The sequence below is a fragment of the Streptomyces sp. NPDC127068 genome (assembly GCF_042724695.1).
Lineage (GTDB): Bacteria > Actinomycetota > Actinomycetes > Streptomycetales > Streptomycetaceae > Streptomyces.
On record NZ_JBHXEN010000024.1, the window covers coordinates 85459 to 107846 of the forward strand.

The following is a 22388-nucleotide window of genomic DNA, read 5'->3' on the forward strand; positions in this document are numbered from 1 at the left end:
AACTCGCCGCCCCCTCCCGGGCCGGCGGGTCGACCCCCCTGCGGTCCAACCCCCGCACCGCCCTCACCGCCTTCTTCGCCCTGGACGGCTTCGTCTTCGCCGGATGGGTCGTCCGGATCCCCGCCATCAAGGAACAGACCGGCGCCTCCGCCACCTCGCTCGGCCTCGCCCTGCTGTGCCTCTCCGCCGGCGCCGTCGTCACGATGACGCTCACCGGCCGGCTCTGCCGCCGCTTCGGCAGCCTCCGGGTCACCATCGCGTGCGCGGCGCTGATGTCCCTGAGCGTGCTCCTGCCGCCGCTGGCCCGGTCCGCGACCGCGCTGGGCATCGTGCTCCTGCTGTTCGGTGCGGCCTACGGCTCCTTGAGCGTGGCCCTGAACAGCGCGGCGGTGAACGTGGTGCTCGCGGTCCGGCGCCCGCTCATGCCCGCGTTCCACGCCGCGTACAGCCTCGGCGGCATGGTCGGCGCGGGGCTCGGCGCGCTGCTCGCGGGTTCCCTGTCCCCCACCCCCCACCTGATCCTGCTGGCGACGATCGGCATCGCGGTGACCGTCGTCGCGGCACGCCCCCTGCTCCGCCACGGCATCCCCGATCCGACGCCCGAACCGGTCGCCGGCAACGGCACCGCCCAGCGCACGGCGCACCGCCGCATGGACCGTCGGACCCGACGCCTGGTGCTGGTGCTCGGTCTGATCGCCCTGTGCACGGCGTACGGCGAGGGCACGCTCGCCGACTGGGGCGCCCTGCACCTGGAGGACGACCTGGGCGCCCATCCCGGTGTCGCTGCGGCCGGTTACTCGTGTTTCGCCCTGACCATGACGATCGGCCGCTTTTCGGGTACTGCGCTCCTGGAACGGCTGGGGCGCACCCGCACCCTGGTGGCGGGCGGGGTGACCGCGTCGGTGGGGATGCTCGCCGGTGCGCTCGCGCCGACCGTGTGGGGCACGCTCCTCGGCTTCGCCGTCACCGGTCTGGGCCTCGCGAACCTCTTCCCGGTGGCCATCGAGCGCGCCGGAGCCCTCGCCGGCCCGAACGGCATCGCGGTGGCCTCGACCCTCGGGTACGGCGGGCTCCTGTTGGGCCCGCCCGCCATCGGCTTCATGGCGGACTGGTTCACCCTGCCCTCGGCACTGACCAGCGTCGCGGTCCTGTCGGCCGTGGCCGCGCTGATCGCCTACGCGACGCGGTCGACGGACCGGGACTGAGGCGCAGCGGCCCCGACCCCGGGCTACGGGTTCCCGGCGCCGTCCACGTTGGCGATCATCCTGCGCAGCACCTTGAGCGCGACGACGTACTCCTCGTCGCTGATGCCGTCGTGGACGACCGTACGGAGTTCGCCCACCAACGTGCGCAGCCGCACCCTGGCGGTTTCCCCCGCGTCGGTGAGGTGGAGGCGGGCTCCGGCGTCGGTGCGCAGCCACCCCCGGTGGAGCAGCTGGGCGACGACGCGGGGGATCTCGTGCGGATCGTCCGCGAGGGGCGACAGTCGGGCGGACGTCTCGTCCGGGCTCGGCGGTTCGGGGCTGTACTTGACGGTGTTGAGCACCCAGTACTGCGGCTGCGTGACGTCGATCCCGGCCATCGCGTCACGCAGCTGCCGGGTGACGAGTGCGTGGACCCGGCCGCTCCAGTAGCCGATGGGCTGGCTGGCCAACTCGTCGTCGGTGGCGGCCGGATTGCCTGGTGCCTGGTCGGTGGTTGCGCCGTTCGAGGAGTCCATGGTCACGACGCTACCCGCGGGCGGGCGCGGTGCGCGTCGGTGGGGCTCAGGGGGTGCAGACCACGCCCTTGCACTGGGCGGCCTGGCCGTTGCCGCTGGCCAGGTTGCCGCCGCCGTCCACATTGCCCGGGTCGGCGGAGACGCCCCAACTGTTGTTGTTCCGGGTGGTGTTGCCCTGGACGGTGTGGCCGGCCTTCGAGACGGCGATGCCGTCGCCCTTGTTGGTGCTGGCGGTGTTGCGGAGCAACCGGTTGCCGTTGCCGGGGGTCGCGTCGCCGACCACGTAGATGCCCCGTGAGTTGTTGCGGTTGGCCTGGTTGAGCTCCAGACCGTTGTTGAGCGACTGCGTCAGGCTGATCCCGTCCCCGGTGGTGTCGTTCGCGGTGTTGGACTGGATCAGGTTGTTGTGGGCGAAGCTCAGCTCGATGCCGCCGGTGTTCGCGCTGACGTCGTTGCCGGTGACCGTGCTGCCGTGAGAGGACTGGAGGACGATCCCGCTGTCGCCGCTGCCCCGGACCGTGTTGGAGAGGATGCGGTTGCCGGTGGAGTCGGCGACGGTCAGCCCGGCGTCCGCGCTCCGGGTGGACGAGTTGCCCTGGACGAGGTTGTCGTTCGAGCCGAGCCGCAGGACGATCGCGCCGTCGCTACTGCCGCCGACGGTGTTGGTCAGCAGGCTGTTCCCGCTGGAGCCCTCCAGGACCAGGCCGGCGCCGCCGCTGCCGGTGACCTGGTTGCCTTCGAGGCGGTTGCTGGGGGAGTTCTGCACGAACACGCCTTCGCCCTGGTTGGCGTTGAGCGTGTTGCCGGTGATCACGTTGTCCCGTGATCCGCCGGAGATCAGGATGCCTCTCTTGGCCTGTCGTTCGACGAGGTTGTTGCGCACCCGGTTGTTGTTGACGGCACTGTTGAGTTCGATGCCGGAGAACTCGTTGTTCTGGACGGTGACCTTCTCGACGATGTTGCCCGACGTTCCGGGGTTGAGCCGCACGCCGTGGTCGAACTCCTGCACGCGGGCGGGAGTGCTGCTGCTGTTGGTGAGGGTGACGTTGGCGAAGCCGTCGTTGCGGATGCCGACGCCCAGACCGACGCCGTCGACCGTGCGCCCGTTGAGGTCGACGGTGATCCCGACGGCGCCGACGACCAGGCCGTCACCGGGGCAGTTGAGCAGGTCGGCCGTGAGGACGACGCTGGTCGTGACGGTCTGGCCGCAGGACAGTGGCGAGGCGTGCGCAGCGTGCGCGGGCGTCAACACGGTGAGGAGCGCGGCGGCCCCCACCGCCGCGAACCACCCTGACGACAGCATCCGGGAAACGCGGATCATGCCGGGACTCCTTCTGCCGTGGCGTTGCGGACCGGCCTCGTTGGTCGGGCACGGACCCCTTGCGGGGCACGACGAGACGGACGGCCCGCCTTTCGCACAGGGTCAAGCGAAAGCATCCACAAGGAAATGAGGCGGCAAAGAATGGCCTACGGCGGGCGTAGGATGACCGGATCGCCGTTCGCCGTGCGGCTGCGGTGCCCGCTCACCGAACACTTCCCACGGCGCCCCGACGCCCCGCCCATAGACCGGGGCACGGCTCAGGCTTCGCGCAACGTCCTTCCGAGCACCGCGCGTTGCGCCGGCAGCGCACCCGCGTGGGCTTCCCGTCCCTTGGGCGTCAAGCGCACCTGGACGCCCCGCCGGTCCCGCGCACACATGCCGCGCTCCACGAGCCCGTCCCGCTCCAGCCGGCCGATCAGCCGGGACAGCGCGCTCTGGCTGAGATGGACGCGCGCGGCGATCTCCTGGACGCGGTGCTCCCCGACTCTGCCCTGCTCCTCGTACTCGGCGAGGACGTCGAGCACCTCGAAGTCGCTGACGCCCAGGCCGTACCGGTGGAGTTCCCGGTCCAACTCGCACATGGTGCGCGCGTGCAGCGTCAGGATCTCCCGCCAGCGGTCCACGAGGGGGTGTTCGGAGGACTTCACGGTCATGGCGGGCAACCGTAGCAGGGGGTGGGTGAAGGAGGTGTGAGGTTTCGACGCGTACACAACAGCTGGCCGGTTCGTGATGGCTGGGGTCCTTCTCATCCGGTGTGCCCCAACGTCCATACGCCCCGTTGAGACGGGGTCAGCGGTACGGATCGGCCCCCTCGACCCCTTGTACACCAGTGAGAACTTCCTCATCACCCGTGTGCGCGCCGAGGGCCCCGAGACGGCTTCCGGGCACGAAGGAGCGCCCTCAGCATCGCCGCACCCGCGCCCACCGCCGCGAGGTGGAGGACGGCCGCGAGCGCGAGGTCCTCCGGGAGGGTCGCATCGGCCGGTTGCGCAACCGCCAGGTACAGGGTGAACGGAAGCTTCCATCCGCTCCAGGCGAACAACGAGCCCGAGCCGAGCCAGCCGAGCACCATCGGGCCCCACCGGGGGACCCCCGCGGGCCGGCCCCCGAGGACGGCCCAGGTGGCGCCAGAAGCGACCAGGGCCCAGAACCCGAGGAGGCCGGACAGCGTGCTCCAGGCGAAGTCCCGCTCCCCGGGGCGGGCGACGGCCACGGTGCCGCCGACCGCCCAGTACAGCCAGACGAGACCGACCGTGACGCCGACCACCACCCGCCACGGCGGCGCCCCCGACGTCTCCCTTCCGCCGCGCCCGAGCCGACCGGCGAACGCGTCCGGCCAGCGCCGCCGCAGGTACGCGGGCAGCGCGAGGGCCAGCCCCAGCCCCATGCCGACGCATCCGAACTGCACCAGCGCGGCCTCCCAGTCCGGCATCGACGGGCCCGGGTCAGTCCCCGTCTCCCGACCGTCGTCCGCCGGGCCCGGGAACGAACTGAACACGGCGTACGGCAGCACCGGCACGAGGAATCCCGTCCCGACCCAGGCGCAGAAGACGAACGGCGCCCCCGGAATGCGCATCCCCCAGGGCCGCACCAGCGCGAGTGCCACCGCGATCCCGATCCCGGCCATGCCGATCGTCGCACTGTTGAGCACCACCCACTCGGCCTTGCCGAAGCCGGCCCCGACCGGCAGCAGCCCCGCGAGCGAACCGGCCACCCACGACACCTTGATCAGCAAGTAGGGCGCCAACGCCAACGCGGCCCCGTACGCGGCGCACTGCCCGACCCGATCCCACCGGATCACCTGAACTCCCGTCCCTGCCAAAGGAGTTCCAGCCTCGTTCAGCATCGCACCCGCGGGCGTCAACCGTCGGTCGCATCCCTGTCATCACCTGGGATGAGTCCGCAAGGGAACCTCAGCCGAGCCAGCCCGGCCGGACCAGTCCGGACTCATAGGCCAGGACGACGAGTTGAGCACGGTCCCGGACCGCCAGCTTCACCATCGCCCGGCTCACGTGCGTCTTGGCGGTGAGCGGACTCACGACGAGCCGCCGGGCGATCTCCTCGTTCGACAGGCCCATCCCGACGAGGGCCATCACCTCGCGTTCCCGGTCGGTGAGCGGGTCCAACGACGCAGCCGCCTCCGGCACCTTGGAACGGGCCGCGAACTCCGCGATGAGCCGACGGGTCACCCCGGGCGACAGCAGCGCGTCCCCGGCCACCACCGCCCGCACGGCGCGCAGCAGTTCCTCCGGTTCGGTGTCCTTGACCAGGAACCCCGAGGCACCCGCCCGGATGGCCTCGAAGACGTACTCGTCCAGCTCGAAGGTGGTGAGCATGACCACGCGGACCGCACCGGTGTCCGGGTCACCGGCGATGCGGCGGGTCGCCGCCAGGCCGTCGAGCCGCGGCATGCGGATGTCCATGAGGACCACGTCCGGCCGTAGCTCCCGGACCATCCGCACGGCCTGCTCGCCGTCGGCGGCCTCACCGGCGACCTCGACGTCCGGTTGTGCGTCCAGCAACGCCCGGAACCCCGCCCGGACCAGGGCCTGGTCATCGGCCAGCAGTACGCGGATCACGGGCCCTCCCGGGGCGGCTCGACGGGCGGTTGCCGGGTCGCGAAGGGCAGGTCGGCTCCCACCCGGAACCCGCCGTCCGGCCGGGCCCCCGCTTCGATCGTGCCACCGAGCGCTGCGGCCCGCTCCCGCATCCCGGCGAGTCCGTTGCCGCTGCCGCCCGCCTCCGCTGCGGTCGCCGGACCGTCGTCGTCGACGTGCAGCAGCAGATGGCGGTCGTCCCCGTAGTGCACCAGCACCCGGGCCCGCCGCGAACCCGAGTGCCGCACCACGTTGGTGAGTGCTTCCTGGACGATCCGGAACGCGGCCAGGTCCGTCCCGGGCGGCAGCGGGCGGGGCGTGCCCTCGGTGGTGACCTCGACGGCGAGTCCGGCACGGGCCGCCTGCTCGACCAGTTCGGGGAGCCGGTCGATGCCGGGGGCGGGCGCCAGCGGGGCGGTGCCCGGCGTGCGGAGCGCGTCGAGGACCTGCCGGACCTCGCCGAGGGCCTCCTTGCTCGCCCCCTTGATGGTGGTCAGCGCGGTCCTGGCCTGCTCCGGATCGGAGTCCAGCAGGGCCAGGCCCACGCCCGCCTGCACGTTGATCACGGAGATGCTGTGGGCGAGGACGTCATGCAGTTCACGGGCGATCCGCAGGCGCTCCTCGTCGGCCCGGCGGCGCGCCGCCGCCCTGCGCTCGGCCCGCTCGCGGTGCCACTGTTCCCGGCGGACCCGGCCCAGCTCCGACACCGCGAGGATGGCCACCAGCCAAGCACCGACGATCACCTCGCTGCCCCAGGGAGCGGCTGCGTCGCCGGTCGGCGACAGCCAGCGGTGGAATGCGTGCGACACCAGCAGGTGCCCCGCCCACCAGAGGCCGACGGCCGTCCACGCGGCGCGCCGGTGACCGGCCACCACCGCACTGAAGCAGGCCACGGCCAAGGTCAGGAACACCGGACCGTAGGGGTAGCCGGCGGCGAGGTAGGCGAGCGCCCCGAGGGCGGTGCCGAAGACGACCGCGACGGGGTGGCGCCACCGGGCCAGGAGGAGCAGTGCGCACCCGGCCAGCAGCAGTCGACCAGCGACTCCGAGGGGTTCCCGGTCGGGCTGGGCCTGCGCGGCGAAGGTGGTGCCGATGAGGACGACCGCGGTGACGAGGAGGGTGGAGCGCCAGGGCCACCGCGCGCCGGCCCCGGATTCCGTCGGGCCCTCGTCCGTCCCGTCGCCCCGCCCCGGCCCGGTCCACCACCGCCACGGCGGGCCCTCCCGGTCCGGGCCGTCGTCCTCGTGCACGCGCCGCTCTCCCATGGCGCTCACGCTAGACGTCCGGGGTGCTCGGGGCGTCGACCGGACGAGGTGGGCCCGGGTACTCCCCGGGGAGTACCCGGACGCCCGGGCCGCGGGCGGGCGGCCGCGGTCAGCGGTTGATCGACGACAGCACGCGTCCCGCCATCGGGTGGGTCCGCACGATCTCCCCGAGGGTGCTGGTGCCCCGGGTGATCCGGGTGAACGCCTTCCAGGCCGGTCGGAATCCGGTCAGTGCGGCGTGCAGCATCCCCGGCCTGCGCTCGAACAGGGACATCATCCGCTTGCCGACGCTCATCTCGACGCCCAGGCCCGCCTTGACCGCGAACGCGTAGTTGAGGGCCTGCCGCCGTGCGTCGACGGCGTCGTGCGACTCGGCGATGCGCACCGCCCACTCGCCGGCCAGTCGGCCCGAGCGCAGGGCGAAGGAGATGCCCTCACGGGTCCACGGCTCCAGCAGCCCCGCCGCGTCACCGCAGACCAGCACGCGCCCCCGGGACAGCGGCGAGTCGTCGCTGCGGCAACGGGTGAGGTGCCCCGAGGAGATGCTCGGTTCGAAACCGGCGAGCCCGAGGCGGGCGATGAAGTCCTCCAGGTACCGCTTGGTGGCGGCGCCCTCGCCGCGGGCCGAGATGACCCCCACGGTCAGGGTCTCGCCCTTGGGGAACACCCACCCGTAACTGCCGGGCATGGGGCCCCAGTCGATGAGGACCCGCCCCTTCCAGTCCTCGGCGACCGTCGGCGGCACCGGGATCTCGGCTTCGAGCCCCAGGTCGACCTGGTCGACCTTGACCCCGACGTGTGCCCCTATCCGGCTGGCGCTGCCGTCCGCGCCGACGACGGCCCGCGCGAGCAGGGTCTCGCCGCTCTGGAGGACCACGGCGACCGTACGCCGGTCGGGAACGGCCGAGCCGTGCTGCTCGACCCGGGTGACCGTGGCCCCGGTACGGAGTTCGGCGCCCGCCTTCTGCGCGTGCTCCACCAGTTGCTGGTCGAACTCGGGACGGTTGATCAGGCCGAACAGGGTGTGCTTCGACTTGCGGGTCCGGCTGAACTTGCCGTCGAGGGTGAAGGTCACCGCCTGCACCCGGTCCTGGAGGGGCAGTTCGAAGCCGGGCGGCAGTGCGTCGCGCGAGGGGCCGATGATGCCGCCGCCGCACGTCTTGTAACGGGGCAGTTCGGCCTTCTCCAGCACGAGGACGCTGCGCCCCGCCACTGCCGCCGCATAGGCGGCACAGGCCCCTGCGGGTCCCGCCCCGACCACGACGACGTCCCAGACGTGACGGGCCTCGTCCGAAGTGTTCTCGCTGCTCACGTTGGTCTACCGCTCCGATCCCACAGCTTGCCGCGCTTCCATCAGGCATCCTACGGCGGGCGCCGCCGCTTGCCGCTGTGGGAGGATCATCGGCGCCCGGTACGTGCCCTCCACCGGCATCGCACGGGCACCTCCCACGGACCCCAGCGTCCCGCCCCGTACACGAGTACCAACGTCGCACCCTCCAGGAGCGTGCCCATGTCACCGAATCCGCTCGCTGCCACCGTCGCTTCGCTCATGCCGAGGGCCCGCACCGACCTCGCCGAACTGGTGGCCTTCAAGTCGGTGGCGGACTTCACCCAGTTCCCGAAGGGCGAGAGCGAGGCCGCCGCGCGCTGGATCGTGGCCGCCCTGCACGCCGAGGGCTTCCAGGACGTGGCCCTCCTCGACACGCCGGACGGCACCCAGTCGGTGTACGGCCACCTGCCCGGTCCCGAGGGTGCGCCGACGGTGCTGCTGTACGCGCACTACGACGTGCAGCCGCCGCTCGACGAGTCGGCGTGGTCGACTCCGCCGTTCGAGCTGACCGAGCGGGACGGCCGCTGGTACGGGCGCGGCGCCGCCGACTGCAAGGGCGGGCTGGTGATGCACCTCGTGGCGCTGCGGGCGCTGAAGGAGCACGGCGGGGTGCCGGTGGGCGTGAAGATCATCGTGGAGGGCTCCGAGGAGCAGGGCACCGGAGGGCTCGAACGGTACGCCGAGCAGCACCCCGAGCTGCTGCGCGCGGACAGCATCGTCATCGGTGACGCGGGCAACTTCCGGGTGGGGCTGCCGACCGTGACCACGACCCTGCGCGGGATGACGATGGTCCGGATCGAGATGGAGACCCTGGCGGGCAATCTGCATTCGGGGCAGTTCGGCGGGGCGGCCCCGGACGCGCTCGGTGCGCTGATCCGCGTCCTCGACTCGTTGCGCGCGCCGGACGGTTCGACCACGGTGGACGGACTGTCCGGCGAGGGGGTGTGGGAGGGCCTGGCGTATCCGCCGGAGTCGTTCCGCGCGGACGCCCGGGTGCTGGACGGGGTGGAACTCATCGGTTCGGGCACGGTCGCGGACCGGATCTGGGCGCGGCCGGCAGTGACGGTCCTGGGCATCGACTGCCCGTCGGTGGCGGAGGCGACGCCGTCGGTGCAGGCGCGTGCGCGGGCCCTGGTGAGCCTGCGGGTGCCGCCGGGCGTGGACGCCGCCGAGGCGACCCGGCTGCTGGTCGCGCACGTCGAGTCCCGTACGCCGTGGGGGGCGCGGGTGCGGGTGGAGCAGAGCGGCGAGGGCCAGCCCTTCCGCGCGGACCCGTCGAGTCCGGCGTACCGGGCCATGGCCGAGGCGATGGGCACGGCGTACCCGGGCGAGCGGATGCAGTACGCCGGGCAGGGGGGTTCGATCCCGCTGTGCAACACGCTCGCCACCCTGTATCCGCAGGCGGAGATCCTGCTGATCGGGCTGAGCGAGCCGGAGGCCCGCATCCATGCGGCCGACGAGAGCGTGTCCCCACAGGAACTGGAGCGGCTGGCCCTGGCGGAGGCCCTGTTCCTGACGGGGTACGCGCACGTGTGACGGTGGTGGGCGCGGGGGTCGTCGCCCCCGCGCCCCTCGGTGACGGCCGGTCCGGTGCCGAGGGAAGCCCGTCCGGCGTCGGTGGTGCCGCCCCGCGGGTACCGGGGGCGACGGGCATCGGCGGGGGGCTTAGGCCGGGGCGCCGGCCTCCAGGTAGACGGGCGCGCCCTGTTCCCTGGCGCGCAGCGCCCACCGCAGGCGCGCGTGGTGTTCGGGGGGCAGCAGCCGCCCGGCCTCGTCCTCGGTGACGAAGCGGCAGTCGCGCAACTCGGTGTCGGGCAGGAGCAACCGGTCCGTCGCGGTGGGGTCGAGACGACCGCCGTCGAAGAGGAAGCGCAGCCCTCCGTAGCGGGGCGGCGCCGGCGGCTCCCAGTCGACCACGAGCAACCGGGGCACGCCGTCGAGGCGGAGCCCGGTCTCCTCCTCCACCTCGCGCAGCCCCGCGCGGGCGGGCGCCTCTCCGGGTTCGACGATCCCGCCGGGGAACTCCCAGCCGGCCTTGTACGTCGGATCGACCAGGAGGACGCGATCGCGGGCGTCGAAGAGGAGCACTCCGGCGGCCACCGTCTCCGCGGTGGGTCGGGGTGTCTGCACGATGTCGACGGCGGGTGCGGCACCGCTGCGGACGGCCTCGGCGATCCGGACCGCCGTTTCGTGCGGGCTGAGCCTGCCGTTGTCGATGAGGTGGGCGTCCGCGGTGAGCCACGATCCCAGGGCGGCCAGGTAGGGCTCCACGTGGTCGTGGCTCCACCGTCGGACGGACGTCTCCCGGTCCACCGGGCCGGACGGGACCTCCCGCTGCTCGATCCGCTCTCGCAGGATCGTTTCGGCCGGTGCCAGCAGGAGGTGGCGCACGGCGATCCGCCGGGAGGCGAGCGTGCCGAAGATCTCGTCCCGGTAGTCCTGGCGCAGCAGGGTCACGGGGACGACGAGGACCCCGCCGACCTCGGCGAGGAGGGCCGCGGCGGTGTCCGCCACCAGACGGCGCCAGATCGGCAGGTCCTGGTAGTCGCTGACCTCGTCGAGGCGTTTGGGCGGCAGCAGTTGGGACAGCGCACCGCCGATCACGTCGGGGTCGAAGAGCGTGCTGTTCGGGATCAGCTCGATCAGTTCCCGTGCGGTGGTCGTCTTGCCCGCACCGAACGCACCGTTGATCCAGACGATCACGGTTCCCCCTCTTCTGTCGGCCCCTGAGGCTTGCCCGCAACACCCTGTCACGGAAACCAGGATGCGCCGAGGGGACCGTACCCGCAGTTCCTGAGGAGCATCACGGCACCCTCGTAGCCACCTGTCGAACCGGTGGTGACCTGCGCCGACGGTCGGACCAGGAGGCGGGTCGGGACCCGATGGGAGCGGGACGGGGGCCGTGGAGGAGGCACGGGGTCGGCCGACCTCCTCCACGGCGCCCGGTCCGGACATCCTCGGCCGGATGCCGGTCGGGCACGTGTCAGACGGACACGACGGCCTTGTTCCGCATCAGGAAGTCACCGACGTAGTCCTCGTGGGGCAGGTTCCCGTCGCTGTGCACGGTGGGGGCGTTGACGTGGACGTTGCGCACGCTCGGGTCGCGCAGCAGTGCACCGATCAGGTCCTCGTCCCGGGTGACGGCGTTGACGACCAGTGAGTCACGGAGCGGACCGATGCCGTCCGCCGCGGTCCAGGGGGCCACCCAGACGCAGGGGAAGGGCAGTTCGGTGGCGAGGAGCCGGTCCCGGGGGTCCGCGACGGCGAACACCGCCGGGCCGAGCACCACGCCGCCGTCGGGATGGTCGGTGGTCACCTCCTGGAGGGGGATCAGCGGGCGCGCGTGGGAGGCGTGGCGCTTCAGGTGCCCGATCAGCGCGTCCGCCGACTCGCGGGACACCCGGGGGCCCAGGTGCCGGGGGGTAGTCTGGTGTGCGCCGGCGCGCGCCCGCAGCACCGCCGCGAGGTCACGGGCGAACTGTTCGTGGTCGCCCTCCACCAGCACCGCGGTGGTGTTCACGCAGGCGGAGCCGGAGAGGGCGCTCACCGAGTCGGCCACGGCGGCGAGGGTCGCCGGGGAGAGCCGGTCGCGGGCGACGAGCGTCTTGGAACGGCCAGGCCCGCCGACCTTGACCGTCGGTGAGGAGCCGTAGGCGTGCGCGATCTCGTCGCCGCCGTAGGCGAGACCGAGGTCGGCGCGGCGCAGCAGGGTGGACACTCCCCCGTGCGTGGTCGGGAGGTACACCGCGGCGGTGTCCGGGAAGCCCGCCGCCCGGAGCGCCTCGATGACCCGGTGGGCGGTGAAGGGTTCACGGCGCGAGGGGCGCACCGCGACCCGGTACCCGAGGGCCAGCGCCTGGAGCCAGCCGTTCTGGATCGTGGGCGTGTTGCCGGAGAGCACGGCGGCGAGCGTCTCGCCCCGTCGGGTCCACACGCCGCTGCCCGTTCCGTCGGCGGCCTCCTGCCAGGTGCGGACCGAGCCGTGGGGCCGGGCGCGGTCGGCCCGGTCGGGTGCTTCCGCGATGGCCACGGCGACGGCGCGCCCCAACTCCTCGGTGAGCGGGGCGTTGTGGCCGGACACGCGGTTGACGTACGCGCAGTGTTCCGCGAACGAGAGTCCGCCGAGGACGTCGTCCAGGAACCGTCGGGACGCCTCGACGAGCCTTGCGGCGCGTTCCCCGGCGGGCAGCGGGGCGGCGGCGGCCTGGGCCCGGACGCTCTGCGAGAGGAGCAGGTCGGGGCTGAGCGAGAGGGAGGCCAGCGGGGAACCGTCGAGGGCGTGGACGGTCTCCCGGGCCCGGGTGCTGAGCCGTCCTCGGTGCGTCAACAGCGGGAGTTCCAGGACGTCTTCGGCCTGTGGGGCGACGCGGGACGGGACGCGGGACGGGGCCCCCATCTAGTACACCCCCTGGATGACCGGCTCCCCGTCGAACGCGGCGAGCGGTTGTGGCGACCCTAGGGCGTCCCCGACGGCCCCTTCCGGTGCGGGCACCCGGATCGCCGAGTCCCGTTCCAGGTTGTTGGGGATGAAGACCCCGCTGCTGAGGTGCGTCATGCGTACCTGTCCCCGTTCCCCGTAGGCCACGGGGAGCCGGGTCTCGGGGTCGACGACGGCGAAGACCACGAACGGGGAGTAGCCGTCGTAGACGGTGTCGGACGCGTCCTCGGTGGGGCGTGCCCGTGCGGTGGTGAGGACCATGGTGCTGCCGTAGATGTTCTGGATCACCGTGTCGGGCAGGGCGTCCGCGATGAGGTCGTACGTGTCGTCGTCGAGGTGCGCTCCGGCGAAGGCCAGGTACTTCAGGGTCCCCCGCAGCCGGTCGGCGAGTTCGTCGTGGAGGAGCAGTTCGGAGAAGATCGGTGGGGTGGTCGTGATGGCGGCGATGTCCTGGCTGCGGATGACGTGGCCGAGCTGGTCGACCAGGTGCGCGAGGTACGGGTCGGGGCTCTCGCCCGCGGCGATCAGCTTCTTCACCCAGCGCGGGTCGAGGTCCACGGTGTGCAGGACGGACCCCAGGGCCTTGGCCTGGAGGCGGGTGGTGTGTCCGAAGGCGTGCGGGCCCGAGGGCATCGCCACCAGCCACGGCCGGCCGCTGGGGAAGCCCGCCTCGCGCAGTTCGGCGGTCTTCCATTCGAGGGCCCGGCGCACCCAACGCTCGGTGTAGGGAAGGCGTTTGGGCGCACCGGTGGTTCCGCCGGTCTCGAACACGGAGGGGACGGGTTCGTGCGCCAGTCCCTGCGGGACGAGGTCGGCGACGGGCCGGTCCCGCAGGTGCTCGGCGATGTCGGGGAACCTGGCGAGGTCGGCGTAGGAGCGGATGTCGGTGAGGGGGTCGAAGTCGAGCGTCTTGGCCAGCTCCAGCCACAGCGGTGAGCCGGTGTCGGGCGAGAAGTGCCAGTGCAGGGCGGCGTGCAGGTACGCGTCGGGGTCGATCGTCGCGGAGTCTTCGAGGGCGAGGAACGAAGCGGTCATGGGGTGCTCCTTGTCGGGGGCCGGTGTCGGCTCATACGAACCAGCTGCCCAGGACCCGCGCGGTCTGTTCGGGGTTGAGACGGGGGTCCAGCAAGGTCCGGTAGCGGGCCGGGTCGTGCGGCTCGTGGCCGTCCTGGGTGCACTCGTGGACGTCCTCGGGCGTGGCCTCCAGGTGGAGTCCGGCGGGGCGGTGCCCGGCGTCGACGAGGATGCGTTGGAACTGCGTCAGCTCGTCGACGACGTGCTCGACGTGGCGGGTCTTGAAGCCGTGGGTGCCCGTGACCGTGTTGCCGTGCATCGGGTCGCTGATCCAGTGCACGTTCTCGACCCGGCGGTGCACGCTCCGTACGAGGGGGCGCAGTTGCTCGATGTTCCGGTGTCCCATGCGGGCGATGAAGGTGAGCTTGCCCGGCTCGTCACGGGGATTCAGCCGGACCGCCAACTCCGCCGCCTCGTCCGGCGTCAGGTCGGGTCCGACCTTCACGCTGACGGGGTTGCTCAGGGTGGCCGCGACGGCGATGTGCGCCCCGTCGGGCTGTCGGGTGCGGGCGCCGATCCACGGCCAGTGGGTGGTGGCGAGGTGGTGCCCCGACTCGCCGCGGCGGAGGAAGCGCAGCTCGTAGTCGAGCAGGAGCATCTCGTGGCTGGTCCAGATCGGATCGAGGTTCGCGGTCGCCCGGTGGTGGTCCGCGATGGCCGCGTAGGAGGTCTGGGCGGCGGCGTGGGCCTGGGCGATGCGGGCCGGTGCGGGTCTGCGGGCCTTCCGGTCGGGGCGGGGGGAGTTGACGATGGGGCCGCGGTAGCTGGGCAGGCTCACTCCGCCCACCACCTCGTGGTCCTGGGAACGGGGCTTGGCGTACTGGCCGGCGAGGCGCCCGACGCCGATGACGTGGCGCCCGGTGTGCGTCCGTAGGTGTGACCGGAAGTGGGTGAGGAAGGCGATCATGCTGCGGGTGTCGGCGTCCACGTCGTCGTCGATGTTCTCGACGCAGTGGCCGAGTTGCAGGATCAGCCCTCCTCCGGCGTCCAACTGGGCCAGTTCGCTGCGGAGTTCGGTGACGGATCGGGGGCTGACGAGGTCCTGGGGCGGAAGGGCGCGCAGAGTGGCCCGCAGGGCTTCGCGGTCGGGCCAGTCGGGCTGTTGGCGTGCGGGGAGCCCGCGGAATCGGTCCCAGTTCGTCTCTGCGAGTGCGTGGCTGTCGAGTCCGGTGGTGGGTCCGGTCATGGAAGTCATCCTTCGGAATCGGGGTGGTGGCCGCCGGCGGGTCGGGGGCGTGCACGGGAGGTGGTCCACACGCATCCGTTGCCGCTCGGGCCCTCGGTCAGTTCGTGTGCGGCGCGCAGTCCCTTCTTGGTGATCATTCCGGTGGTCGCCGGCACGCAGTACTCGCACGGGGACCGGAGCGTCAAGGTGACACCGCGTTCGCGGGCCAGTTCGCGGTACTCCCAGATGGCGCAGCGCCGGATGCGCAGCACGGCGCGCTCGGGTCCGTTCTCGACCCACTCGGTGTCGGAGCCGTAGAGGTCCGCCTGGGCGTTGAGCCGTTCCAGCGGGACGACGGCGTCGTGCTTGGGGGCGGGGTCGACGGCCGCGTAGATCGTGCTGTTGGACGCCGCCCAGGAGGCGAGGTCGTCGAGGCCGAAGTGCCCCACGACGAACTTCTCCATCAGGGCCTGCCCGCGGAAGAAGGCCGCCTTCCACTCCTCTTCCCCTTCGCCCTCCGGCAGTCCCTCGAAGATGGCGTGCTTGACCCTCAGGAGGTCCTGCATGTGGAGCCCCGCCCGGGCCTCGACGACGAACCGGGTCAGGCCGGCCTCCCCTTCGAACAGGCGGCGTTTCCACAGGGCGGTGCGGGCGGCGTCGGGGGGCGTCTCCTCGGGGGGCACTGCGCGCGTGTCCGCGTCGACGGTGGACGCCCGCTTGCAATCGGTCATGCGTGGCTACCTCTCCTGTTTCCTGGACGTGCTCTGCGGGTGGACGGATCGCGCACGCCCGGGTGTCCCGACGGGTCCGTCGGGACACCGGAGCGTTCGGGTGGGCGCCGGTCTCCTAGAGTCGCGGGGAGGAGCCCGTGGTGGCCGGTCGGCGGTGCGGAGCGCCGTGCGGGGCCGGGGTGCCGCTCCCCCGCAGTCGCGGGACGACGCCTTCGCAGAGCGCGTCGAAGTCGTTGCCGAGGATCAGTTGGAAGCCGTCGACACCGCCCTCGTCGTACCACCGGCGCATCTCGTCCCCGATCTGCTCGGGGGTGCCCACGAACCGTGCGTGCTCGGCGAGGCCGACCGCCGCCGCCGCGAACTCCCCGACGGTCCGCCCGCCCGCCCGGGCGAGGTCCCACAGCGGCAGGTACCGCGAACCGTGCGTCGCGAAGACCTCGTCGGGGTCCTCGGGGAGCACCCGGGCGGGCAGCCGGTCGGCCGGACCGAGGCCGTCCAGGTGGAGTCCGGGGTACCGGGCCCGCACTTCGTCGAGGGCGAGCCGCCCGCCGTGGGCGCCGGCGTGCGCGCGCTGGGCGCGGAGCAGGCGTTCGGCCTCGTCCTCGGTGCCGACGATGTGCACGTAGCTGCCGGGCAGCAGGGCGACCGCGTCCTCGGGGCGTCCTGCTGCCCGTGCCTCGCGGCGGAGGATGCGTCGCAGTTCCTTCGCCGCGCCGAGGGTGGCGGTTCCCGCGAAGACGCCGTCGGCGGTGCGGGCGGCCAGCCGCAGCCCCTCCAGCGACGAAGTGGCCTCCAGGGTGAACGGGAACGCGGGCGAGTAGGGCGCCATGTCGATGGGGCCGGTCTGGTCGTAGAACTCGCCGTGGTGGGTGACGTCCGTGATGAGGTCCTCGCGGACGAAGCGGTCCGTCGCCCGGTCGGGCCGGTTCGCCTCCGGCGGCCAGCTCGCCCACAGCTGACGGGCCACCTGGATGAACTCCTCGGTCTGGACGTGGCGTCGGTCCCGGGGCACCTGGCGCTGGACGCCGAGGGCCGTGCCCGACCGGAAGGACGACACCACGTTGACCCAGGCCCGCCCGGCGGATATCCGGTCCAGGCTGGCGAGGCTGCGCGCGAACGCGGAGGGGTGCGTGTACATCGTGGAGACGGTCGGCATCACCGCGATCCGGGTGGTGGCGCTGGCGATCAGCGCCGCCATCTGGAACGGCTCGAACACGGTCAGCGGGGGGCCCGCGCGCAGCCCGGCACGGTTCACTCCGGAGAAGTCGGCCTGGAACAGGGCGTCCACTCCTGCGGCCTCCGCCTGCTGGGCGGCCCGCAGGAAGGTGTCCACCCGGAACGGGGAGTCGGCGCGGCCCGCCGCCGTCCGCCAGTCCCGACTCGTGGGCAGGTACTGCGCGTTGAGCAGCACCGTCGGGCCGCTTCCGGTCTGTCGTGGGGGCCCGGCCGCCGAGGTGGCGGCCGGTGACGAGGTTGACATCTTTCCCTCTCGCTGTGGGGTCTGTTCGGGTGCTGCGCGGGTCAGTTCTTCTTGACGCGGTGGAAGATCGGTTCCCAGGAGTTGACGGGGAACGTCAGCTCCTTGACGTTCGTCCGCGCCAACAGGACCTGCGCGGAGTCGAACAGCGGGATGCCGTAGGCCTGCTTGAGGATCCTGGTCACCGCGTCGTCGACCAGGGCGCGGCGCTTCGCCGGGTCGGCGGTGGCGGCCTGTCGGGCGAGGAGCGAGTCGACGGCCGGTCGGGGGGCCTGCCCGCCCCAGGGGGCGAGATCGGTGTGGTAGAAGGCGGCGATGCCGTCGGCGTCGCCGCGGCTGGCCCCTTGGTAGACGGCGAGTTGCCAGTCACCGGACTTGCGGAGGTCCGCCTGTTCCGCCTCGGACACCCGGTTGAGTTCGACCGCGATGCCGAGGTCGGCGAGGTTGTCCTTCACGTACTCCCAGCCCGACGCGGCGGTGCCGATGTCGGTGCCGGCGAAGGTGAGCGACACCTTCAGTCGGCGGCCGTCCTTGGCCCGGACGCCGTCGTCGCCCTTCTTCCAGCCGGCCCGGTCGAGGAGCTTGCGGCTGTGGTCGGGGTCGTAACGGAGCAGATCGCCGTGTTCCTCGTACGACGGGTGCCCGCGGGACACCACGCTGGTGGCGGGTTCGACGCCCTCGCCGTAGAACGTGTCGACGAACTCCTTGCGGTCGATGCCGTGTTGGATGGCCTGACGGACCGCCGGGTCGGCGATGACCGGGTCGGCCGTGTTGGCGACGAAGGTGTTCACCACGCCGCGGTTGGCGGCGAGGACGGTGGTGACGCCGCTCTGCTTCTCGGCCTGGGCGAGTCCCGTCTCGGTCATCGAGTAGGCGAGGTCGTACTCCCCCGACACGACACCGGCGGCCCGCAGGCTCTCCTCGGGCACGATCTGGACGGTCACCCGCTCCAGTGCGGACGCGCCCTTGCGTCCGTAGGTCTCGGGGGCCCAGTCGTAGTCCTTGCGCTGGACGTACTCGACGCGTTCGTCCTGCACGGCCTCGTCCAGCACGAAGGGTCCCGAGCCGACGGTGCCCTCCGCGCAGCGTTCCTTCGGGCTCTTCGCCAGGGACTCGGGGGCGATGATCCCGAACTGGCCCTCGCTGTTGGCCTGGAGGAAGCCGGCGTTGGGCTCCTTGAACTCGATGCGCACCTTGCGCCCGTCGACGGCCCGGGCGCGTTCGTAGCCGCGGAGGTAGGCGCCGGGCGTCTGGGAGACGCCCTGCTCGGCCAGGTCCCAGAGCTTTTCGAAGTTGTCCGCGACGACCTGGGCGGTCAGCTTCTCGCCGTTGCTGAAGGTCACTCCGTCACGGATCGTGAACTCGTAGGCGCGTCCGCCGTCCAGGGTCTTCCAGGACTCGGCCAGATACGGTTCGAGCTGGCCGGTGGTGGGGTCCTCGCTGAGCAGGGTGTCCAGCACCTGTCGGCCGAAGAGCGCGAACGGGTTGGACTGCGCGTAGTCGAAGCAGGTCGGGTACCAGCCGTACGCCACGCGCAGATGGGTCGTGTCCGTGTTGCCGGAGGAGGCATCGACTCCGGCGGAGCAGCCCGTCAGGAGGAGAGTTGCTGCTCCGGTGGCGGCGAGCAGGCGCGTCAGGGGCGCGCGGGTCATGGTGAAGGTGTCCTGTCTGGAGAGGTGCGAGAGGTAGGGGAGGTGAAAGAGGTCAGAGGAGTGGAGGGGACGGCAGGGTCGGAAGCGGTGGAGGGACGGGCAGTGGTGGTGGGGTCGGCGGGCGGAGCGAGCCGGAGCGCGGGGACCGCGTCCAGCAGGGCCCGGGTGTGCGGGCTGGTGGGGGCCTCGAACACGGCCTCGGTGGGGCCGCGTTCCTCGACCCGCCCCCGGTGCATGACCAGCACCTCGTCGGCGACGGCGCGGACCACCCCGAGGTCGTGGGAGACCAGGAGGTAGGCCATGCCGCGGCGGGCCTGGAGTTCGCCGAGGAGTTCCAGCAGGGCGAACTGCACGGCCTGGTCGAGCGCCGAGACGGGTTCGTCGAGCACGACGACGTCCGGGTCGAGGGCGAGCGCCCGGGCGATCGCCACCCGCTGCAACTGTCCGCCGGACAGTTGGGTGGGGCGGCGGTCGGCGAGGTCTGCCGGCAGGTCGACCTGTTCGAGGAGTTCCCGGGCGCGCTGGGCGCGCCACCGCTTGCTGCCGACGCCGTGCGCTTCCAACGGTTCCGTGACGGCGCGGCCGACGGCCAGCGAGGGGTTCAGGCTGCGCGCGGGGTTCTGGTAGACGAGTTGCACCCGGCGGGCGAACTCCGCGCGGGCCCGTCGGACGGGGCGCAGTTCCTGACCGTCGAGGAGCACGGTGCCGCTGTCGGCGGCTTCGAGTCCGGTCAGCAGCCGCAGCAGGGTGGACTTCCCCGCCCCCGACTCGCCGACGATCGCAACGGTCCGTCCGCGGTGCAGGCCGAGGCTCACGTCCTGCACGGCGTGGACCCGTTCGTGGCCCCGTTCGCTGACGAACGACTTGCCGAGCCCGCGCGCTTCGAGCACGGGCGGTGGCGCGTCCTCGGCGACCTGCGCCGCGGGGCGGGCCGGCAACCTGCTGGGCTGGGAGGTCAGCAGTTGTCGGGTGTAGGCGTCCTGCGGGTCGCCGAGGACCTGCTGGGTCGGCCCGGACTCGACGACGCGACCGTCCCGCATCACCAGGACGTGCTCGGCGCGTTCACCGGCCACCGCGATGTCATGGGTGACCAGCAGCATCGACAGGTCCCGGCTCTCCCGCACCTCGTCGAAGAGGTCCAGCACCCGCCGCTGGACGGTGGCGTCCAGGTTGGAGGTCGGTTCGTCGGCGAGCAGCAGACGGGGCTCGCCGATCAGGGCGAGGGCGATCAGGATGCGTTGCCGCTGTCCTCCGGACAGTTCGTGCGGGTACTGGCGCAGTCGTAGCTCCGGCCGGTCGACGCCGACGGCTTCCAGCGCGGCGACGGTCCGGGCGCGGCTCTCCTCCTTGTCGGTGAGGCGCAGGAAGTGCCGGTACAGCTCGGCGAACTGCGCGCCGATCCGCATCAGCGGATCGAGCGAGCGGATGGGGTCCTGGGGGACGAGTCCGACCGACCGGCCGCGCAGGGAGCGGGGGTCGGTGATCCGGCGGAGTTCACCGGTGGCGTCCTGGAACTCCAGCCGGGCGATGTCGACCCGGGCGGTGCGCGCCGCGATGCCGAGGAGCGCGTGCAGGGTCGTGGACTTGCCGGAGCCGGACTCACCGACGAGGGCGACCGCACGCCCCCGCGGGACGGTGACGGACAGGTCGTCGACGGCGACCGTGGCGGCGCGTCCCCGGCCTCCGGGGTAGGCCACCCGGAGCCCTTCGAGGCGGAGCAGGGGATCGGGCCCGGTCGTCGGCCGGGTGGGGGCACTCATGCGAGCCCCGCTTCCGACGCGCCGAGCGCCCGTCCCAGGCGGTGCAGCGCGAGCACCACGCCCGCGAGCACCACGCCGGGCAGGGTGGTGAGCCACCACGCCGTGGCGAAGTGGTTGCGGCCACCGGCGATCAGGCTCCCCCACTCCGGGTCCGGCGGTTGGGTGCCGTACCCCAGGAAGCTCAGGGCGGAGACCGACAGCACCATCGTCGCCAACTCCAGTGCGCCCAGCGCGGTGATCGGTCCCCGGGCGTGGGGCAGGACGTGCCGCAGGAGGATGCGGTACCGGGGCAGCCCGAAGCCCTTCGCCGCCTCCACGAAGGTCTGGGCGCTGACGCGCAGCACCTCGGCACGGGTGACCCGGACCAGGGCGGGCACCGAGGCGATGCCGACGGCGACGGCGAGGTTGACCGGGCCGGTGCCCAGGCCCGAGACGATCAGCAGCGAGATCAGCAGGGAGGGCAGGGCGAGCAGGACGTCCACCGTGGCCATCAGCACCCGGTCCACGACGCCCCCGAAGTAGCCCGCGACCAGGCCGACCACGATGCTCAGGCCGAAGGCGAACGCCAGCGCGAGGAGCGCGATCGACAGACTGGCCTGGGTTCCGTGGACGACCCGGCTGAACAGGTCGCGTCCGAGTTCGTCCGTGCCGAAGAAGTGCTCGGCGGACGGGGGTTGCAGACGTCGGGAGACGTCCTGGGCGTACGGGTCTGCAGGGGCGATGCTCCGGGGGAGCAGCGCGGCGACGGCCACCAGGCCGAGGGTGATCAGCGCCGCCCACGGAACGGAGGTCCGGGTCCGTGCCGGTGCGGGGGGAACGGTCGTCGCGGTCATGCGGGCACTCCCCCGCTGCGGTGCCGGGTCCTCGGGTCGAGGACCGGGTACAGCAGGTCGACGGCGAGGTTCACGGCGGCGAAGACCAGCGCGGCGAGCACCGCGATCGCCAGGATCACCGGGGCGTCCTGCGTCTCCACGGAGGAGGCGAGCAGCCGGCCCAGGCCCGCCCGGGCGAACACCGTCTCGGTGATCACGGTGCCGACCAGCACTCCGCCGACGGTCAGTCCGGCGAGGGTCACGAAGGGCAGCAGCGCGTTGCGCACCACGTGGGCGAGGTACACCCGGCCCCAGGGCAGCCCCCGGGCCCGGAGCAGTTCGACGAAGGCCGCCTGCTGGACGTCGTCGAGGCTGCGGACGAGGACGGCCGTCAACGACGCGGACACCGGGAAGGCCAGCGCGACCGCGGGCAGCACCAGGCCGGACAGGCCGGTCCCGCCCGCTGACGGCACCCACCCGAGGGTGAAGGAGAACAGTTGCACCAGCAGCAGGCCCAGCCAGAACGCCGGGATCGACGCGATCAGCGCCGGAACGTTCACCAGGGTGCGGTGCAGGAAGCCGTCGCGCCGCCAGGAGGTGGCCAGGGCGAGCGCGAGGGACAGCGGCACCGCGAGGGCGAGGCCGCCGGCCGCGAGGCTGATGGTGTTCGGGGCCACCGCCGCGAGGACCTCCGGCACCGGTTTGCCCGATTGGAAGGAGGTGCCCAGGTCCCAGCGGAGGAGTTGCCCGAGCGTGTCGAGGTAGCGGACGAACAACGGCTGGTCGAGCCCGTACTGGGCGCGCAGTGCGGCGACCTGTTCCGCCGTGCCGCCGCCGGCCCCCGCGGACCGGCGTTCCAGCATGAGGGCGACCGGGTCGCTGGGCAGGGCGTAGAGCAGGAAGAACGACAGGGTGTAGACCGAGAACACCACGACCACGCCGTAGCCGCAGCGGCGCAGCACGTACGCGGCGGTGGTCCGGCTCGCGGGCAGCCGTTTCGGGGTGGTGTTCCCGGGTGGTGCCGGGTGCAGGGTTTTCGCCATGCC

Annotated in this window: 19 protein-coding genes; 2 read left to right on the plus strand and 17 right to left on the minus strand. The window is 72.5% G+C overall.

Annotated elements, in window-relative coordinates:
- Positions 1-38 precede the first annotated feature (38 nt).
- Positions 39-1205 carry an MFS transporter gene (locus tag ACFWIA_RS17315; RefSeq protein WP_387005556.1) on the plus strand — a complete coding sequence of 389 codons (1167 nt, stop codon included), beginning with the start codon at positions 39-41 and terminating at the stop codon, positions 1203-1205.
- Positions 1206-1228: 23 nt separating this feature from the next.
- Here the strand turns inward: ACFWIA_RS17315 and ACFWIA_RS17320 are convergent, their stop codons facing one another.
- The 7 genes from ACFWIA_RS17320 to ACFWIA_RS17350 form a co-directional block, all read right to left on the minus strand.
- The gene (locus ACFWIA_RS17320) at positions 1229-1720 is read right to left on the minus strand and encodes a MarR family winged helix-turn-helix transcriptional regulator (RefSeq protein ID WP_387005471.1); all 492 of its coding nucleotides are present in this window, start codon (positions 1718-1720) and stop codon (positions 1229-1231) included.
- Positions 1721-1766: 46 nt separating this feature from the next.
- Positions 1767-3041: a nitrous oxide reductase family maturation protein NosD gene (locus ACFWIA_RS17325; RefSeq protein ID WP_387005474.1), complete on the minus strand. Its 1275-nt coding sequence runs from the start codon at positions 3039-3041 to the stop codon at positions 1767-1769.
- 257 nt (positions 3042-3298) lie between these two features.
- A complete protein-coding gene (locus ACFWIA_RS17330; RefSeq protein ID WP_387005477.1) occupies positions 3299-3694 on the minus strand; it encodes a MarR family winged helix-turn-helix transcriptional regulator in 396 nt (131 codons plus the stop codon).
- Positions 3695-3885: 191 nt separating this feature from the next.
- Positions 3886-4842, minus strand: coding sequence for a hypothetical protein (locus ACFWIA_RS17335; protein ID WP_387005480.1), 957 nt, complete (start codon positions 4840-4842; stop codon positions 3886-3888).
- 112 nt (positions 4843-4954) lie between these two features.
- Positions 4955-5620 (minus strand): response regulator, encoded by a 666-nt coding sequence (locus tag ACFWIA_RS17340; RefSeq protein ID WP_387005483.1) that lies wholly within the window; start codon positions 5618-5620, stop codon positions 4955-4957.
- Complete coding sequence (locus ACFWIA_RS17345) at positions 5617-6903, minus strand: histidine kinase (RefSeq protein ID WP_387005486.1); 1287 nt, start codon at positions 6901-6903, stop codon at positions 5617-5619. Before ACFWIA_RS17345 ends, ACFWIA_RS17340 begins: the two co-directional genes overlap by 4 nt.
- Positions 6904-7012: 109 nt before the next feature.
- Positions 7013-8215, minus strand: coding sequence for a geranylgeranyl reductase family protein (locus ACFWIA_RS17350; protein ID WP_387005489.1), 1203 nt, complete (start codon positions 8213-8215; stop codon positions 7013-7015).
- Positions 8216-8413: 198 nt separating this feature from the next.
- Here ACFWIA_RS17350 and ACFWIA_RS17355 point away from each other — a divergent pair, with 198 nt between their 5' ends.
- A complete protein-coding gene (locus ACFWIA_RS17355) occupies positions 8414-9769 on the plus strand; it encodes a dipeptidase (protein WP_387005492.1) in 1356 nt (451 codons plus the stop codon).
- Positions 9770-9898: 129 nt separating this feature from the next.
- On the opposite strand, the gene ACFWIA_RS17360 is transcribed toward ACFWIA_RS17355, so the two are convergent.
- From ACFWIA_RS17360 to ACFWIA_RS17405, 10 genes are all read right to left on the minus strand, one after another.
- Positions 9899-10936, minus strand: a complete 1038-nt coding sequence (locus tag ACFWIA_RS17360; protein WP_387005495.1) for an NUDIX domain-containing protein — start codon at positions 10934-10936, stop codon at positions 9899-9901.
- Between the two features lie 280 nt (positions 10937-11216).
- Positions 11217-12629: an aldehyde dehydrogenase family protein gene (locus tag ACFWIA_RS17365; RefSeq protein ID WP_387005497.1), complete on the minus strand. Its 1413-nt coding sequence runs from the start codon at positions 12627-12629 to the stop codon at positions 11217-11219.
- Complete coding sequence (locus ACFWIA_RS17370; RefSeq protein ID WP_387005499.1) at positions 12630-13706, minus strand: AMP-binding protein; 1077 nt, start codon at positions 13704-13706, stop codon at positions 12630-12632.
- A 31-nt stretch (positions 13707-13737) separates the two neighbouring features.
- Positions 13738-14931 carry a 3-deoxy-7-phosphoheptulonate synthase gene (locus ACFWIA_RS17375; protein ID WP_387005501.1) on the minus strand — a complete coding sequence of 398 codons (1194 nt, stop codon included), beginning with the start codon at positions 14929-14931 and terminating at the stop codon, positions 13738-13740.
- A 5-nt stretch (positions 14932-14936) separates the two neighbouring features.
- Positions 14937-15641, minus strand: coding sequence for a hypothetical protein (locus ACFWIA_RS17380; protein WP_387005504.1), 705 nt, complete (start codon positions 15639-15641; stop codon positions 14937-14939).
- 115 nt (positions 15642-15756) lie between these two features.
- Positions 15757-17121, minus strand: coding sequence for an LLM class flavin-dependent oxidoreductase (locus ACFWIA_RS17385; RefSeq protein ID WP_387005507.1), 1365 nt, complete (start codon positions 17119-17121; stop codon positions 15757-15759).
- Positions 17122-17162: 41 nt separating this feature from the next.
- Positions 17163-18770, minus strand: a complete 1608-nt coding sequence (locus tag ACFWIA_RS17390) for an ABC transporter substrate-binding protein (protein WP_387005509.1) — start codon at positions 18768-18770, stop codon at positions 17163-17165.
- A complete protein-coding gene (locus ACFWIA_RS17395; protein WP_387005512.1) occupies positions 18767-20530 on the minus strand; it encodes an ABC transporter ATP-binding protein in 1764 nt (587 codons plus the stop codon). The genes ACFWIA_RS17390 and ACFWIA_RS17395 overlap by 4 nt, the downstream gene beginning before the upstream one ends.
- Positions 20527-21363 carry an ABC transporter permease gene (locus ACFWIA_RS17400; protein ID WP_387005515.1) on the minus strand — a complete coding sequence of 279 codons (837 nt, stop codon included), beginning with the start codon at positions 21361-21363 and terminating at the stop codon, positions 20527-20529. The genes ACFWIA_RS17395 and ACFWIA_RS17400 overlap by 4 nt, the downstream gene beginning before the upstream one ends.
- Positions 21360-22385: an ABC transporter permease gene (locus ACFWIA_RS17405; protein ID WP_387005518.1), complete on the minus strand. Its 1026-nt coding sequence runs from the start codon at positions 22383-22385 to the stop codon at positions 21360-21362. Before ACFWIA_RS17405 ends, ACFWIA_RS17400 begins: the two co-directional genes overlap by 4 nt.
- Positions 22386-22388: the final 3 nt, after the last annotated feature.

Bases quoted from the DNA above. Each gene is read 5' to 3' on its own strand.
- ACFWIA_RS17365 (WP_387005497.1), bottom strand. From the start codon at position 12,629: ATGGGGGCCCCGTCCCGCGTCCCGTCCCGCGTCGCCCCACAGGCCGAA.
- ACFWIA_RS17400 (WP_387005515.1), bottom strand. From the start codon at position 21,363: ATGACCGCGACGACCGTTCCCCCCGCACCGGCACGGACCCGGACCTCC.
- ACFWIA_RS17385 (WP_387005507.1), bottom strand. From the start codon at position 17,121: ATGTCAACCTCGTCACCGGCCGCCACCTCGGCGGCCGGGCCCCCACGA.
- ACFWIA_RS17395 (WP_387005512.1), bottom strand. From the start codon at position 20,530: ATGAGTGCCCCCACCCGGCCGACGACCGGGCCCGATCCCCTGCTCCGC.
- ACFWIA_RS17380 (WP_387005504.1), bottom strand. From the start codon at position 15,641: ATGACCGATTGCAAGCGGGCGTCCACCGTCGACGCGGACACGCGCGCA.
- ACFWIA_RS17375 (WP_387005501.1), bottom strand. From the start codon at position 14,931: ATGACCGGACCCACCACCGGACTCGACAGCCACGCACTCGCAGAGACG.
- ACFWIA_RS17330 (WP_387005477.1), bottom strand. From the start codon at position 3,694: ATGACCGTGAAGTCCTCCGAACACCCCCTCGTGGACCGCTGGCGGGAG.
- ACFWIA_RS17320 (WP_387005471.1), bottom strand. From the start codon at position 1,720: ATGGACTCCTCGAACGGCGCAACCACCGACCAGGCACCAGGCAATCCG.
- ACFWIA_RS17355 (WP_387005492.1), top strand. From the start codon at position 8,414: ATGTCACCGAATCCGCTCGCTGCCACCGTCGCTTCGCTCATGCCGAGG.
- ACFWIA_RS17325 (WP_387005474.1), bottom strand. From the start codon at position 3,041: ATGATCCGCGTTTCCCGGATGCTGTCGTCAGGGTGGTTCGCGGCGGTG.
- ACFWIA_RS17345 (WP_387005486.1), bottom strand. From the start codon at position 6,903: ATGGGAGAGCGGCGCGTGCACGAGGACGACGGCCCGGACCGGGAGGGC.
- ACFWIA_RS17370 (WP_387005499.1), bottom strand. From the start codon at position 13,706: ATGACCGCTTCGTTCCTCGCCCTCGAAGACTCCGCGACGATCGACCCC.
- ACFWIA_RS17405 (WP_387005518.1), bottom strand. From the start codon at position 22,385: ATGGCGAAAACCCTGCACCCGGCACCACCCGGGAACACCACCCCGAAA.
- ACFWIA_RS17390 (WP_387005509.1), bottom strand. From the start codon at position 18,770: ATGACCCGCGCGCCCCTGACGCGCCTGCTCGCCGCCACCGGAGCAGCA.